At 66.6% G+C, this 12,370-nt stretch carries 16 protein-coding genes; 9 read left to right on the forward strand and 7 right to left on the reverse strand.

Annotated features, from left to right (window positions below; all coding sequences use genetic code 11):
• Positions 1-68 precede the first annotated feature (68 nt).
• Both VFG17_RS14490 and VFG17_RS14495 read right to left on the reverse strand, forming a co-directional pair.
• Positions 69-764, reverse strand: coding sequence for a glutathione S-transferase N-terminal domain-containing protein (locus VFG17_RS14490; RefSeq protein WP_325030082.1), 696 nt, complete (start codon positions 762-764; stop codon positions 69-71).
• Positions 761-1,048 carry a chorismate mutase gene (locus tag VFG17_RS14495; protein WP_325030083.1) on the reverse strand — a complete coding sequence of 96 codons (288 nt, stop codon included), beginning with the start codon at positions 1,046-1,048 and terminating at the stop codon, positions 761-763. Before VFG17_RS14495 ends, VFG17_RS14490 begins: the two co-directional genes overlap by 4 nt.
• 108 nt (positions 1,049-1,156) lie before the next feature.
• Between VFG17_RS14495 and VFG17_RS14500 the strand changes: the two genes are divergently transcribed.
• From VFG17_RS14500 to VFG17_RS14515, 4 genes are all read left to right on the forward strand, one after another.
• Positions 1,157-2,170, forward strand: a complete 1,014-nt coding sequence (locus tag VFG17_RS14500; protein ID WP_325030084.1) for a polyprenyl synthetase family protein — start codon at positions 1,157-1,159, stop codon at positions 2,168-2,170.
• A gap of 6 nt (positions 2,171-2,176) precedes the next feature.
• Positions 2,177-2,563, forward strand: coding sequence for a DUF1801 domain-containing protein (locus VFG17_RS14505; protein ID WP_325030085.1), 387 nt, complete (start codon positions 2,177-2,179; stop codon positions 2,561-2,563).
• Positions 2,563-5,025: an ATP-dependent helicase HrpB gene (gene hrpB, locus VFG17_RS14510; RefSeq protein ID WP_325030086.1), complete on the forward strand. Its 2,463-nt coding sequence runs from the start codon at positions 2,563-2,565 to the stop codon at positions 5,023-5,025. The genes VFG17_RS14505 and hrpB overlap by 1 nt, the downstream gene beginning before the upstream one ends.
• Before the next feature lie 69 nt (positions 5,026-5,094).
• The gene (locus VFG17_RS14515; protein ID WP_325030087.1) at positions 5,095-5,373 is read left to right on the forward strand and encodes an ETC complex I subunit; all 279 of its coding nucleotides are present in this window, start codon (positions 5,095-5,097) and stop codon (positions 5,371-5,373) included.
• Between the two features lie 35 nt (positions 5,374-5,408).
• On the opposite strand, the gene VFG17_RS14520 is transcribed toward VFG17_RS14515, so the two are convergent.
• The 5 genes from VFG17_RS14520 to VFG17_RS14540 all read right to left on the reverse strand — a co-directional run bounded on the left by VFG17_RS14520 (position 5,409) and on the right by VFG17_RS14540 (position 7,445).
• A complete protein-coding gene (locus tag VFG17_RS14520; protein WP_037557917.1) occupies positions 5,409-5,624 on the reverse strand; it encodes a DUF4170 domain-containing protein in 216 nt (71 codons plus the stop codon).
• A gap of 81 nt (positions 5,625-5,705) precedes the next feature.
• Positions 5,706-6,065: a hypothetical protein gene (locus VFG17_RS14525; RefSeq protein ID WP_325030088.1), complete on the reverse strand. Its 360-nt coding sequence runs from the start codon at positions 6,063-6,065 to the stop codon at positions 5,706-5,708.
• Entirely contained in the window at positions 6,049-6,441 is a 393-nt protein-coding gene (locus tag VFG17_RS14530; protein ID WP_325030089.1) for a hypothetical protein, read from the reverse strand. The genes VFG17_RS14525 and VFG17_RS14530 overlap by 17 nt, the downstream gene beginning before the upstream one ends.
• Complete coding sequence (locus VFG17_RS14535) at positions 6,425-6,889, reverse strand: phage holin family protein (RefSeq protein WP_325030090.1); 465 nt, start codon at positions 6,887-6,889, stop codon at positions 6,425-6,427. The genes VFG17_RS14530 and VFG17_RS14535 overlap by 17 nt, the downstream gene beginning before the upstream one ends.
• A 7-nt stretch (positions 6,890-6,896) precedes the next feature.
• Positions 6,897-7,445 (reverse strand): hypothetical protein, encoded by a 549-nt coding sequence (locus VFG17_RS14540; RefSeq protein ID WP_325030091.1) that lies wholly within the window; start codon positions 7,443-7,445, stop codon positions 6,897-6,899.
• A gap of 199 nt (positions 7,446-7,644) precedes the next feature.
• On the opposite strand from VFG17_RS14540, the gene eno reads away from it, so the two are divergent.
• The 5 genes from eno (at position 7,645) to VFG17_RS14565 (ending at position 12,313) form a co-directional block, all read left to right on the forward strand.
• Positions 7,645-8,919, forward strand: a complete 1,275-nt coding sequence (gene eno, locus VFG17_RS14545; RefSeq protein WP_325030092.1) for a phosphopyruvate hydratase — start codon at positions 7,645-7,647, stop codon at positions 8,917-8,919.
• 200 nt (positions 8,920-9,119) lie between these two features.
• Entirely contained in the window at positions 9,120-9,317 is a 198-nt protein-coding gene (locus VFG17_RS14550; protein ID WP_325030093.1) for a hypothetical protein, read from the forward strand.
• Between the two features lie 70 nt (positions 9,318-9,387).
• On the forward strand, positions 9,388-9,714 hold the full coding sequence (locus tag VFG17_RS14555; protein WP_325030094.1) for an FtsB family cell division protein: 327 nt from the start codon (positions 9,388-9,390) through the stop codon (positions 9,712-9,714).
• Positions 9,715-9,855: 141 nt separating this feature from the next.
• Positions 9,856-10,926 (forward strand): pyruvate dehydrogenase (acetyl-transferring) E1 component subunit alpha, encoded by a 1,071-nt coding sequence (gene pdhA / locus VFG17_RS14560; RefSeq protein ID WP_414712958.1) that lies wholly within the window; start codon positions 9,856-9,858, stop codon positions 10,924-10,926.
• A gap of 1 nt (position 10,927) precedes the next feature.
• Positions 10,928-12,313, forward strand: coding sequence for a pyruvate dehydrogenase complex E1 component subunit beta (locus tag VFG17_RS14565; RefSeq protein ID WP_325030095.1), 1,386 nt, complete (start codon positions 10,928-10,930; stop codon positions 12,311-12,313).
• The last annotated feature ends 57 nt before the right edge of the window (positions 12,314-12,370 follow it).

Here is a 12,370-nt window from a genome sequence, read left to right on the forward strand (position 1 = left end):
GTAAGGCCGCTAACGGCCCCCGCCTTCGCGGGCGACGGCTAGGTTCGGTCGTTACCCGCCGCGCGTCTTCAAGCCGCCGTCACTTCCAGCCCGCGCTGCACGCCCGGCCGCGCCAGCCCCGCATCGAGCCAGCGCTGCACATGCGCAAAGCGGTCGAAGCCGACGATCTCGCGCGCTTCGTAAAAGCCGATCAGGTTGCGCACCCAGCCGAGCAGCGAGATGTCGGCGATGCTGTAATCGTCGCCCATGATCCACGTCCGCCCATCGAGGCGGCCGTCGAGCACGCCGAGCAGGCGGGCGGATTCGGCGGCGTAGCGGTCGCGCGGGCGCTTGTCTTCATATTCGCGGCCGGCGAATTTGTGGAAGAAGCCGAGCTGGCCGAACATCGGGCCGACGCCGCCCATCTGCCACATCACCCACTGGATCGTCTCGTAACGCAGGTTCGGATCGGCCGGGAGGAATTGGCCGCTCTTGTCGGCGAGATAGATCAGGATCGCGCCCGATTCGAACAGTGCGAGAGGCTTTCCGTTCGGTCCAGCCGGATCGTAGATCGCCGGGATCTTGCCGTTGGGGTTGAGCGCGAGGAACGCCGAGTCATGGCTTTCGTTCGCCATGATGTCGATCCGGTGCGGCTCATAGGGAAGGCCGGTTTCCTCGAGCATGATCCCGGCCTTCACGCCGTTCGGGGTCGGCGCGGAAAAGAGCTGGATGCGGCCCGGATGCTCGGCCGGCCAGCGCGCGAAGATCGGATGGTCGAGGCTCATGCGTTCTGCTCCCGCTTCGCCTGCTGATGGTGGCGGATCACCTCGTCGATGATGAAGCGCAGGAATTTCTCGGTGAAATCGGGGTCGAGGTCGGCATCGCGGGCAAGGCTGCGGAGCCGCTCGATCTGGCGCTCCTCGCGGCCCGGGTCGGCGGGGGGCAGGCCTTCGCGCGCCTTGAGCTCGCCGACCGCCTTGGTCACCTTGAACCGTTCGGCGAGCATATAGACGAGCGCCGCGTCGATATTGTCGATGCTCTGGCGGTAACGGCTCAGCTGGTCGTCCATGGGTATGCGGCTCCTCTGATGTCCGGCACGCTTGGCACCGGCCGGGGGCTGCTGGCAAGCCGAAAGTCGTTGCAAAATCGCGACCGCGCGGCCAAGGGTCGCCGCGTTATGACTGCCGAAATTCATCAACTGCATGGGCAGAGGCCGCCCTCGCTCGACCCGATGATGGCGCTCGTCGCCGCCGACATGAACGAGGTGAATGCGGTCATCCTCGACCGGATGCAGTCCGAAGTGCCGCTGATCCCCGAACTCGCGGGGCACCTGATCGCCGGCGGCGGCAAGCGGATGCGCCCTATGCTGACGCTCGCGTGCGGCAAGCTGCTCGACTATCCGGGCCGCCGCCATTGCAAATTGGCGGCCGCGGTCGAGTTCATCCACACCGCGACCCTGCTCCACGACGATGTCGTCGACAAATCGGACCTGCGCCGCGGCCGCAAGACCGCGAACATCATCTGGGGCAACAGCGCCTCGGTGCTCGTCGGCGACTTCCTGTTCAGCCGCGCGTTCGAGGTGATGGTCGAGGACGGGTCGCTGAAGGTGCTCAAGATCCTCAGTCGCGCCTCGGCGGTGATCGCCGAGGGCGAGGTCAACCAGCTCTCGGCGCAGCGGCGGATCGAGACGAGCGAGGACCAGTATCTCGCGATCATCAACGCCAAGACCGCCGAGCTGTTCGCGGCGGCGTGCAAGATCGCCGCGGTCGTCGCCGAGCGCGACGAGGCGACCGAAGCCGCGCTCGACGCCTATGGCCGCAACCTCGGCATCGCTTTCCAGCTTGTCGACGATGCCATCGATTATGTTTCGGACGCCGAAACGATGGGCAAGGGCGTCGGCGACGATTTCCGCGACGGCAAGGTGACGCTGCCCGTCATCCTCGCCCACGCCCGCGGAGACGCCGAGGAGCGCGAATTCTGGAAACAGGCGATCGTCGGCCACCGCACATCGGACGAGGATCTCGCCTACGCCACCTCGCTGCTCCACAAGCATGACACGATCACCGACACGCTCGCGCGGGCGCGCCATTACGGCCAGCGTGCGGTCGACGCGATCGGCGGTTTCCGCGCCAGCCAGGCGAAATCGGCGCTGACCGAGGCGGTCGCTTTCGCGGTCGCGCGCGCTTACTGATCTTTCATGGCGATGATGGGCCCAGCGGCGGACAGCCCCGATGCCTATATCGCGGCGCTGTCGGGCTGGCAGTTGGAGCGGTGCCGAATGATGCGCGCCGCGATCATGGCGGCAGCGCCCTTTGACGAGGTGATCAAATGGACCAACCTCGTCTTCATGGCGAACGGTCCCTGCATCCTGATCCGCGCCGAGGCGCATCGCGTCCTGCTCGGCTTCTGGCGTGGCAAGCGGCTCCGCGACCTCGAACCGCGGATCAAGGCGAGCGGCAAATATGAACTCGGCAATCTGGTGATGGCGGAAGGCACCGACGTGTCGGCGGAGACCGTTACGACGCTTGCCGCCGAAGCCTTTCGCCTGAACGCCGAACTGGGCAACCCCGCGGCGCGCGCCTGATGCAGTCGCTGCCGATCGACGCCGTGCTGCCCGACATCATGGCGGCGCTGGTGCTGAAGCCCAACGCCGTCGTCGTCGCGCCGCCCGGCGCGGGCAAAACAACGCGCGTTGCACCCGCGATCCTCGACCAGCCCTGGTGCAAGGGCGCGGTGTGGCTCCTCTCGCCCCGCCGCCTCGCGGCGCGCGGGGCGGCCGAACGGATCGCCGAGGAGATGGGCGAGGCGGTCGGCGGGCGCGTCGGCTATGCGACACGGCTCGACAGCAAGCAGTCGGCGGCGACGCGGCTGCTGGTGATGACGCCGGGCCTGTTCCGCAACCGTATCCTTGCCGATCCCGAGCTTCAGGACGTGTCGGCGGTGCTGTTCGACGAAGTCCACGAGCGCAGTCTCGACGGCGATTTCGCGCTGGCGCTCGCGATCGACGCGCAGCAAGGCTTGCGCGACGACCTCCGCCTCGTCGCGATGTCGGCAACGCTCGACGGCGCGCGCTTTGGCGCCTTGCTGGGCGATGCGCCGGTGGTGAAGAGCGAGGGCAAGATATGGCCGCTCGACCTGCGCCATATCGGTCGCCGCGCCGAGGACCGGCTCGAAGCATCGGTGCTGAGCGCGGTGCGGCAGGCGCTGGCCGACGAGGCAGAAGGCGACATGCTCGCCTTCCTGCCCGGCGCTGCCGACATCGAGCGTGCGGCGGCGGCGGTCGAGGGCGCGCGCCTGCCGCTCGCGGTCCACCGCCTGCACGGGCAGATCGATCCCGCGCTCCAGCGCAAGGCGCTCGTCCGCGATCCCGGGGGGCGGCGCAAGCTGATCCTAGCGACGAGCATCGCCGAGACCAGCCTGACGATCGACGGTGTGCGGATCGTGATCGACGCCGGGCTGTCGCGGCGCCCGCGCTTTGACAAGGCGGCGGGGATCGCGCGGCTGGTCACCGAACGCGCGAGCCAGGCGTCGGCGACGCAGCGCGCGGGCCGCGCAGCGCGGCAGAGGCCGGGGGTGGCATACCGCCTATGGGAGGCCGCGGCGACCGCGGGCATGCCGCCGTTCGATCCGCCCGAGATTCACGAGAATGATCTGATGCCCGTCGTGCTCGACTGCGCGAGCTGGGGCATCGTCGATCCGCGCCAGCTGGGCTGGCTCGACCCGCCATCGCCCGCCGCGATTTCGGAAGCGAAGACGCGATTGCAGGCGATCGGCGCGCTTGCCGATGACGGCCGGATCACCGCGCACGGCAAGGCGCTCGCGGCGATCCCATTGCCGGTACCGCTCGCGCATATGCTGCTCGACGCGGCGCGCGCGGGCGAGGCCGAGATGGCGGGGCGGCTCGCGGTGCTGCTCACCGAGCCGGGCCTCGGCGGGCGCGGTGTCGATGTCGACACGCGGCTGTCGCGCTGGCGCGGACAGCGGAACGAGCGCAGCGAAGGCGCGTGGCGCCTCGCGCGGCGCCTCGCGACCATCGGCGAGAAGCTGGCGGCGGGGGCGGGCGAGGCCGCGCCGCGCTCGATCGGCGGCTGGATCGCGACCGCCTGGCCCGACCGCGTCGCGCGGCAGCGCGCGGGGCAGCGCGGCGAATATCTGAGCGTCGGCGGGCGCGCCTATCGGATCGATGCGGTCGACCCGCTCGCCGGCAGCGAATGGCTCGCGATCGCCGATGCGCAGGGCCACGCCGCGGGCGTGCGCATCCTCGCGGCGGCGCCGATCGGGCAGGAAGAGATCGAGAAGCTGTTCGCCGACCGCATCGCGGCGCGTTCGGCGAGCAGCTACGACAGCGCGAACGATCGCGTCGATCACCGCCGCGAGCGGCGTCTCGGCGCGATCGCGCTGACGAGTGGGCAGGCGGCGCGCAGCGAGAAGGCCGAGGATGATGTCGCGGTGCGAATGGCGGCGGTGCGCGACAAGGGGCTGGGGCTGATCGGTTGGGGCCCCGCGTCGCAGGCGCTGCGCCAGCGTGCGTCCTTCGCGGGGCTCGACATATTGTCGATCAACGCGCTCGGTGACAGCCTCGAAATCTGGCTCGAACCGTTGCTTTCCGGCTGCCGGGGCCTGCGCGACATCGGCGACCGCAAGCTGGCCGACGCGCTCATGGGGCTGCTCGACTGGCCGGCGCGCCAATTGCTCGAAAAACACGCCCCCGCCGACTATGCGACCCCCGCGGGCAGCCGCCACCCGATCGACTATGGCGCCGACGGCGGCCCGACGGCCAGCGTGCGGGTGCAGGAGCTGTTCGGGCTCGCGCGCCATCCGGTGATTGGCGATCCGCCCGTGCCGCTGATCCTCGCGCTGACCTCCCCCGCGCACCGGCCGATCCAGACGACGCGCGACATCGCATCCTTCTGGGGCGGCAGCTGGCACGATGTCGCGCGCGAGATGCGCGGGCGCTATCCCAAGCACAGCTGGCCCGACGATCCGGCGAACGCGCGCCCGACCTTGCTCACCAAAGCCGCGCAGGCGCGGCGCGATGCGCAATAGACCCCTTTCGGTGTCGCGAGCTTGGCGCTAAGGCGGCGGCACAGACCCCGATTGCACAGGACGACCCCGATGAAAGCGCGTATCTTCCAGAAGCCCAAGAATGCCATGCAGTCGGGGCGTGCGGGGACCGGCCGCTGGATGCTCGAATTCGCACCCGCCGAGGCGCGCAAGGCCGATCCGCTGATGGGCTGGGCGGGCAGCGGCGATACGCAGCGCCAGCTCCGCCTCGGCTTCGCGAGCCGCGAAGAGGCGGTCGCTTACGCCGAAAAGAACGGCATCGAGGTCGAGATCACCGCGACGCCCGTCCGGACGCTGAAAATCCAGGCTTACGCCGACAATTTCCGCTGACAGAAGGACGGCCCCGAAGGGCCGTCGAATTCATTTCATTCCGCGTCGGGCTGCAGCAGCTTGTGCAGGTGGACGACGACATATTTCATTTCGGCGTCGTCGACAGTCCGCTGCGCGGCGCTGCGCCATGCCTTTTCGGCCGATTTATAGTCGGGGTAGAGGCCGACGACATCGAGATTGCCGAGGTCGACGAAGTCGAGGCCCTGCGGATCGCTGACGCGTCCGCCGAAGACGAGATGCAATTTGCTCATGACTGCTTTCCTTGCGGATAAACGCTGGTAGGGGAGAAGGCGCGGCCCCTACCAGTGCTTTGCCGTCACGGCAAGTGCAGCTCACTCCTCGTCTTTGCGGACACCCTTGGGCAGCAGCGAGCCGAGCAGCGCGCCGATCGCGACCGCACCTGCAACCAGCGCGAGCGGCTGTTTTTCGGCGACGTCCTTGAGCTTGCTGTTGGCGCGCTTGGCCTGCGCCTTGCCCTTTTCAAAGGCTTCGCCCGCGGCTTCGCGCGCGACGCCGGCTTGTTCGCTGGCCTTGGCCGCGAAATCGCCGGTCGCCGCGCGCGCGCGGCCATAGCCGTCCTGAATCCGGGCCTTCGCCGCTTCGGCGGTCAGGCGCGCGTTTTCGGCGGTTTTCTCCGCAAGTTCACTCGCTTTGGCACGCGTTTCGCGAGCGGTTTCACCGAACGGCTTCATGATCATCTTCCTCCAGAGTTTCGATTTCATCCTCGTCCGCCGCTTCGTCCGGGGCACGAAAATGATCGGCGACCTCATTCGCCAGGTCCTGAATCTTGCGCGTCAGTTTCGGCGCATGTTCCTTGATCGGCTCGCGCAGCAACCACAGCGCCCCCGCCGCCGCGGCGATGGCGATCGGCCAGCGATTGTCGCGAACCTCTTGCCGCACGGCATGCGCGGCATCGTCGACCTTTTCGCCGATCCGGTATTTGCCGCGATCGACGAGCGCCGACGGCCGGAGCGCCTCCTTCGCGACGTCGAGCCGGCGGTAGAGTTCGCCGCGCTGGAGCATCGAGCGCCGCGCCGCGGCGATCAGGCGGTTACGCATCCGCGGCATCGTCGATCCTCTCGTTGGTCAGGTCGCTGCGGAGCGCGGTGCGAATGTCGGCGTAGCTCTTTTGCGCGCGCCAGCCGGCGAAGCCCGCCACGGCGAGCAATAGGGCCACGACGATCAGGGTCGCGACGAACGGCCCGACATGCGGCGCGAGCGCAAGGATCGCGCCGAAAGCGAGCGCGAGCATCGCGATTCCCAAAGCCGAGGCGGCAACCGCGCCCCAACCTGCGGTCCATGACGCGCCGTGCAGCGCCAGCTCGGTGCGCGCTTCGAGCAGGGCAAGCTCCGCCTTTGCCGTCGCCGACAGATTGTCGACGACGTCGCCGACAATCTTTTCGAGCGGAACGGGGGGTGGGGCGAGCGGGCGCTCGTCCGGCGCATAGCCATGACTTATGCCGTCGAAGCGGCGCTCATCGGACGTTGGCGGAATGTTCGGATCGGAAGATGACAAGCTGCTGTCAATCGTTGGAGTTGCCCTTGAGCATGCGCGCGAGCACGAAGCCGATCACCGTGGCGGCGCCGACGGCAATCGCCGGGTTCTTCTTGACCATGTCGCGCGTCGAGGCGGCGAGCTCGTCGAGATCCTTCTTGTCGAGCGTCGTCGCGAGGCCGGCAACGGTCGTCGCGGCCGAGCGGGCATAGTCGCCATATTGCTTGCCGAACTTGCTGTCGACGGTGCCGGCGCTGTCCTCGAGCATCTTGGCGAGGCTGCCGACGGCTTCGGCCGCCTTGTCCTTGCCCTTGGTCGCGGCGTCGCGCGCCTTGGCCGAGGCCTGGTTCTTGAACGCCGTCGCGTCATCCTTCAGCGAAGCGGCCTTTTTCGACGCTTCGGATTTGATGGTGTCGCGCGTCGCGGCGATCTGGTCGCGGATCGGATGTTCCTTGGCGGCCTTCACGGTTGCGGGCTTGCGGGCGGGCGCGGCCTTGGTGGCGGCGGCCTTCGCGGGGGCCTTGGGACGGGGAGCTGCGGCTTTCTTCGTCGCGGGAGTAGCGGCTTTGGCCATCATTTAGTCCTCTTCTGTCGTGTCGGGCGCCGCGCGAGCGGGCAGCCTCTCTTGGTCCTGCAAGATATATAGCAAGGCGCGCCCAATGGTTCCATCCCCGCGCAAAATTCCTATGCAGCGGTTGCACTAAGGGCAGGGCGCCGATAACAGGCGGGCGCTCTCTCAACCTGCTCCGTTCGGGGCGCCCTGCAGGACAGTTTCCATGACCGCCATCATCGACATCCACGGCCGCGAAATCCTCGACAGCCGCGGCAATCCCACCGTCGAAGTCGATGTGTTGCTGGAGGACGGCAGCTTCGGCCGCGCCGCGGTTCCCTCGGGCGCTTCGACCGGCGCGCACGAAGCGGTCGAGCTGCGCGACGGTGACAAGGCGCGCTATCTCGGCAAGGGCGTGACCAAGGCGGTCGCGGCGGTGAACGGCGACATCGCCGAGGCGCTGATCGGTCTCGATGCAGAGGATCAGCGCGAGATCGACATGGCGATGATCGACCTCGACGGCACACCGAACAAGAGCCGCCTCGGCGCCAACGCGATCCTCGGCGTCAGCCTCGCCGCCGCCAAGGCTGCCGCGGACGCGCGCGGGCTGCCGCTCTATCGCTATGTCGGCGGCGTCTCGGCGCGCACCTTGCCGGTGCCGATGATGAATATCATCAACGGCGGCGAACATGCCGACAATCCGATCGACGTGCAGGAATTCATGATCATGCCCGTCGGCGCCGGCAGCATCGCGGAAGCCGTGCGCTGGGGCAGCGAAATCTTCCACACGCTTAAGAAGGGGCTGTCGGCCAAGGGCCTCGCGACCGCGGTGGGCGATGAGGGCGGCTTCGCGCCGAACCTCGCCTCGACGCGCGCCGCGCTCGACTTCATCGCCGCCTCGGTCGACGAGGCGGGCTTCAAGCTCGGCACCGACGTCGTGCTCGCGCTCGATTGCGCCGCGACCGAATTCTTCAAGAAGGGCAAATATGAGATCAGCGGCGAGGGTCTTTCGCTGAGCCCCGAACAGATGGCCGAATATCTCGCCGCGCTCGTCAACGACTATCCGATCAAGTCGATCGAGGACGGCATGAGCGAAGATGATTTCACCGGCTGGAAGGCGCTCACCGACCTGGTCGGCGACAAGTGCCAGCTCGTCGGCGACGATCTGTTCGTCACCAACCCGGCGCGGCTGGAGCAGGGCATCAAGGACGGCCTCGCCAACTCGCTGCTCGTCAAGGTCAACCAGATCGGCACGCTCAGTGAAACGCTCGACGCGGTCGATATGGCGCACCGCGCCCGCTACACCGCCGTCATGTCGCACCGCTCGGGCGAAACCGAGGATTCGACGATCGCCGACCTCGCGGTCGCGACCAACTGCGGCCAGATCAAGACCGGCAGCCTCGCGCGCTCGGACCGGCTTGCCAAGTATAACCAGTTGATTCGTATCGAAGAAGAACTGGGCGATATGGCGCGCTATCCGGGGGTGGCGATTTTTTCTTAACATGGATCATAGCCGGACCCGAATTGCTTAGGTCGGTGGGCCGGAACCTGCTACACTGCCCCTGACGGTTGCGGTTTTCCACCAGATCGGCTTTTCGTGGTCCCGGCTCAATGCCCGCAGTCCCTCCGTTTCATACGGTCAGCCGATCGAATATGCCGAGAACCGGGTCGCACCGGCTCCTGTCATCCAAGGTATTCGATATGCGCTCCTTTCATATTTTGCTTGAGGGTGAGCCCTCGGGCGAACCCACGCGTATCGATTTCGAGGCGGAAAACCCCGATTTCGCATTGCAGATTGCGCAGGGCCAAGCGGCGGGCCGCAGTATCGAGCTGTGGGAAGGCGCGATGCGGCTCGGCACCTTCTGCAAATCGGCCCCGCATCTCTGGCGCTTGTCTTGATGCGACGAACGGTTGAAAACCGGCATCGGACGCCTTGACGCCACGAATCAACTCTGATTCAAGAGCCGGAATGACGCAGCGCCACAAATTCCGCAAATCGATGAGCCGGGCCACCGGTCCGGCCATTGCGGTGATGGTCGTGCTGGCGATGATCGGCTACATTATCTTCGGTCCGACCGGGCTTTACGCCTGGGGCGAATATGGCCAGTCGGTCGAAAAGAAGCGCGTCATATTGAGCGAGCTGACGAAGAAGCAGAAAGATCTTCAGAACCGCGTCAACCTGCTCGATCGCGGCCGGGTCGATCCCGACCTTGCCGAGGAATATGTGCGCGAGAAGCTGGGCGCCTATCACCCCGACGAATATATCATTCCGATGGAGCCCGACGCGAAGCCCTGAGCCGCTTTTTCTGCGGCTTTGTCATGTTTCTGCTGCATACGTAGGTTGAGGCCGACCCCTGCCATGGTGGGCGTTGCCAAGTGCTGCGCGGCTCTCCTATAGGGAGCCTTGCCGTAACGGCTAAATGCAAAGGAACCCGTCTTGGCCAAAGCACCTGCGCGCACCTCCCCCGCGCCGAAAAAGACTGCATCCACCCCGGCCCCCGCGACCAATCGCGAGATGCCGCGCGATCCCGTCCCCTATGACGCGTCGCCCGAGGAGCTGGAGAAATTCTACCGCGAAATGCTGCTCATCCGCCGCTTCGAAGAGAAGGCGGGCCAGCTTTACGGTCTCGGCCTGATCGGCGGTTTCTGCCACCTCTATATCGGCCAGGAAGCCGTGGCGGTCGGCCTGCAGTCGGCGCTCGACGGCGATAAGGACAGCGTGATCACCGGTTATCGCGACCATGGCCACATGCTTGCCTATGGCATCGATCCCAAGGTCATCATGGCCGAACTGACGGGGCGCCAGGCCGGCATTTCGAAGGGCAAGGGCGGCTCGATGCATATGTTCAGCGTCGAGCATAAATTCTATGGCGGCCACGGCATCGTCGGCGCGCAGGTGTCGCTCGGCACCGGCCTTGCCTTCGCGCACAAATATCGCGGCGACGGCGGCGTGGCGATGGCCTATTTCGGCGACGGCGCCGCGAACCAGGGCCAGGTTTACGAAAGCTTCAACATGGCCGAGCTGTGGAAGCTGCCGATCATCTTCGTGATCGAAAACAACCAGTACGCCATGGGCACGTCGGTCAACCGCGCGTCGGCCGAGGACCAGCTCTATCGCCGCGGCGAAAGCTTCCGCATTCCGGGCATGCAGGTCGACGGCATGGATGTGCTCGCGGTGCGCGGCGCGGCCGAAGCGGCGCTCGAATGGGTGCGCGCGGGCAAGGGCCCGGTGCTGATGGAACTCAAGACCTATCGCTATCGCGGCCACTCGATGTCCGACCCCGCCAAATATCGCAGTCGCGAGGAAGTGCAGGCGGTGCGCGACAAGTCGGACGCGATCGAGCACCTCAAGAAACTGATGACCGATGCCGGTGTCAGCGAGGACAAGATCAAGGATATCGACAAGGAAATCCGCCAGGTTGTTGCGGAATCGGCCGACTTTGCCGAAAGCGCGCCCGAACCCGAACTGTCCGAACTATATACCGACGTGCTGGTGGAGCAATATTGAGATGGCCATCGAATTGAAGATGCCGGCGCTGTCGCCGACGATGGAAGAAGGCACGCTCGCCAAGTGGCTCGTCAAGGAAGGCGACACGGTGAAGTCGGGCGACATCCTCGCCGAGATCGAAACCGACAAGGCGACGATGGAATTTGAAGCCATTGATGAGGGCACGATCGGCCAGATCCTGGTCGCCGAGGGCACCGACAATGTGAAAGTCGGCACCGTGATCGCGACGATCACCAGCGAGGGTGAGGAAGCGGCGGCGCCTGCCGCGGCTCCGGCGCCCGCCGCGGCCGAGGAACCCAAGGCCGAAGCTCCTGCTCCGGCTCCCGCTCCGACCCCCGCACTCGCTGCCGAGAAACCCGCCGCTACCGAACGCGCCTCCGACCCCGCGATTCCCGAGGGCACCGCGATGGTGAAGCTCACCGTCCGCGAAGCCTTGCGCGACGCGATGGCCGAGGAAATGCGGGCGGACGACCGCGTCTTCGTGATGGGCGAGGAAGTCGCCGAATATCAGGGCGCGTACAAGGTCACGCAGGGTCTGCTGCAGGAATTCGGCGCACAGCGCGTCGTCGACACCCCGATCACCGAATATGGTTTCGCCGGCCTCGGCGCGGGCGCGGCGATGGGCGGTCTGAAGCCGATCATCGAGTTCATGACCTTCAACTTCGCGATGCAGGCGATCGACCACATCATCAACTCGGCGGCGAAGACCAACTATATGTCGGGCGGCCAGATGCGCTGTCCGATCGTGTTCCGCGGTCCCAACGGCGCCGCGGCACGCGTCGGCGCGCAGCATAGCCAGAATTACGGCCCCTGGTATGCCAGCGTCCCGGGGCTGATCGTGATCGCGCCCTACGACGCCGCCGACGCCAAGGGGCTGATGAAGGCGGCGATCCGGACCGAGGATCCCGTCGTCTTCCTCGAAAACGAGCTGCTCTATGGCCGCAGTTTCGAGGTTCCCGAGATCGAGGATTTCGTCCTGCCGATCGGCAAGGCGCGGATCATGCGTCAGGGCAGCGACGTCACCGTCGTCAGTTACTCGATCGGCGCCGGGCTCGCGCTCGAAGCCGCCGACCAGCTGGCGGGCGAGGGCATCGACGCCGAGGTGATCGACCTGCGCACGCTGCGCCCGCTCGACACCGCGACGGTGCTCGCCAGCCTCAAGAAGACGAACCATCTCGTGGTCGTGGAGGAAGGCTGGCCGGTTTGCTCGATCGCCAGCGAACTCGCGATGATCGCGATGGAGCATGGCTTCGACGACCTCGACGCGCCCGTCATGCGCGTGTGCAACGAGGATGTGCCGCTGCCCTATGCGAACAATCTCGAAAAGGCCGCGCTCGTCGACACGCCGCGCGTCGTGAAGGCGGTGAAGGCGGTCCTCAATCGTTAATCCGTCGCCCCCGCGAAGGCGGGGGCCGTTATCGGCCTTGCCCTTCCATGCCGAGTA

The sequence above is a fragment of the Sphingopyxis sp. genome (genome assembly GCF_035686825.1).
Lineage (GTDB): Bacteria > Pseudomonadota > Alphaproteobacteria > Sphingomonadales > Sphingomonadaceae > Sphingopyxis.

Excerpts from the sequence above, each read along its gene's own strand:
- VFG17_RS14540 (WP_325030091.1), bottom strand. The coding sequence starts at position 7,445 with ATGATGGCCAAAGCCGCTACTCCCGCGACGAAGAAAGCCGCAGCTCCC.
- hrpB (WP_325030086.1), top strand. The coding sequence starts at position 2,563 with ATGCAGTCGCTGCCGATCGACGCCGTGCTGCCCGACATCATGGCGGCG.
- VFG17_RS14515 (WP_325030087.1), top strand. The coding sequence starts at position 5,095 with ATGAAAGCGCGTATCTTCCAGAAGCCCAAGAATGCCATGCAGTCGGGG.
- eno (WP_325030092.1), top strand. The coding sequence starts at position 7,645 with ATGACCGCCATCATCGACATCCACGGCCGCGAAATCCTCGACAGCCGC.
- VFG17_RS14555 (WP_325030094.1), top strand. The coding sequence starts at position 9,388 with ATGACGCAGCGCCACAAATTCCGCAAATCGATGAGCCGGGCCACCGGT.
- VFG17_RS14530 (WP_325030089.1), bottom strand. The coding sequence starts at position 6,441 with ATGCCGCGGATGCGTAACCGCCTGATCGCCGCGGCGCGGCGCTCGATG.
- VFG17_RS14500 (WP_325030084.1), top strand. The coding sequence starts at position 1,157 with ATGACTGCCGAAATTCATCAACTGCATGGGCAGAGGCCGCCCTCGCTC.
- VFG17_RS14565 (WP_325030095.1), top strand. The coding sequence starts at position 10,928 with ATGGCCATCGAATTGAAGATGCCGGCGCTGTCGCCGACGATGGAAGAA.
- VFG17_RS14495 (WP_325030083.1), bottom strand. The coding sequence starts at position 1,048 with ATGGACGACCAGCTGAGCCGTTACCGCCAGAGCATCGACAATATCGAC.
- VFG17_RS14490 (WP_325030082.1), bottom strand. The coding sequence starts at position 764 with ATGAGCCTCGACCATCCGATCTTCGCGCGCTGGCCGGCCGAGCATCCG.
- VFG17_RS14525 (WP_325030088.1), bottom strand. The coding sequence starts at position 6,065 with ATGAAGCCGTTCGGTGAAACCGCTCGCGAAACGCGTGCCAAAGCGAGT.
- VFG17_RS14520 (WP_037557917.1), bottom strand. The coding sequence starts at position 5,624 with ATGAGCAAATTGCATCTCGTCTTCGGCGGACGCGTCAGCGATCCGCAG.
- VFG17_RS14505 (WP_325030085.1), top strand. The coding sequence starts at position 2,177 with ATGGCGATGATGGGCCCAGCGGCGGACAGCCCCGATGCCTATATCGCG.
- VFG17_RS14550 (WP_325030093.1), top strand. The coding sequence starts at position 9,120 with ATGCGCTCCTTTCATATTTTGCTTGAGGGTGAGCCCTCGGGCGAACCC.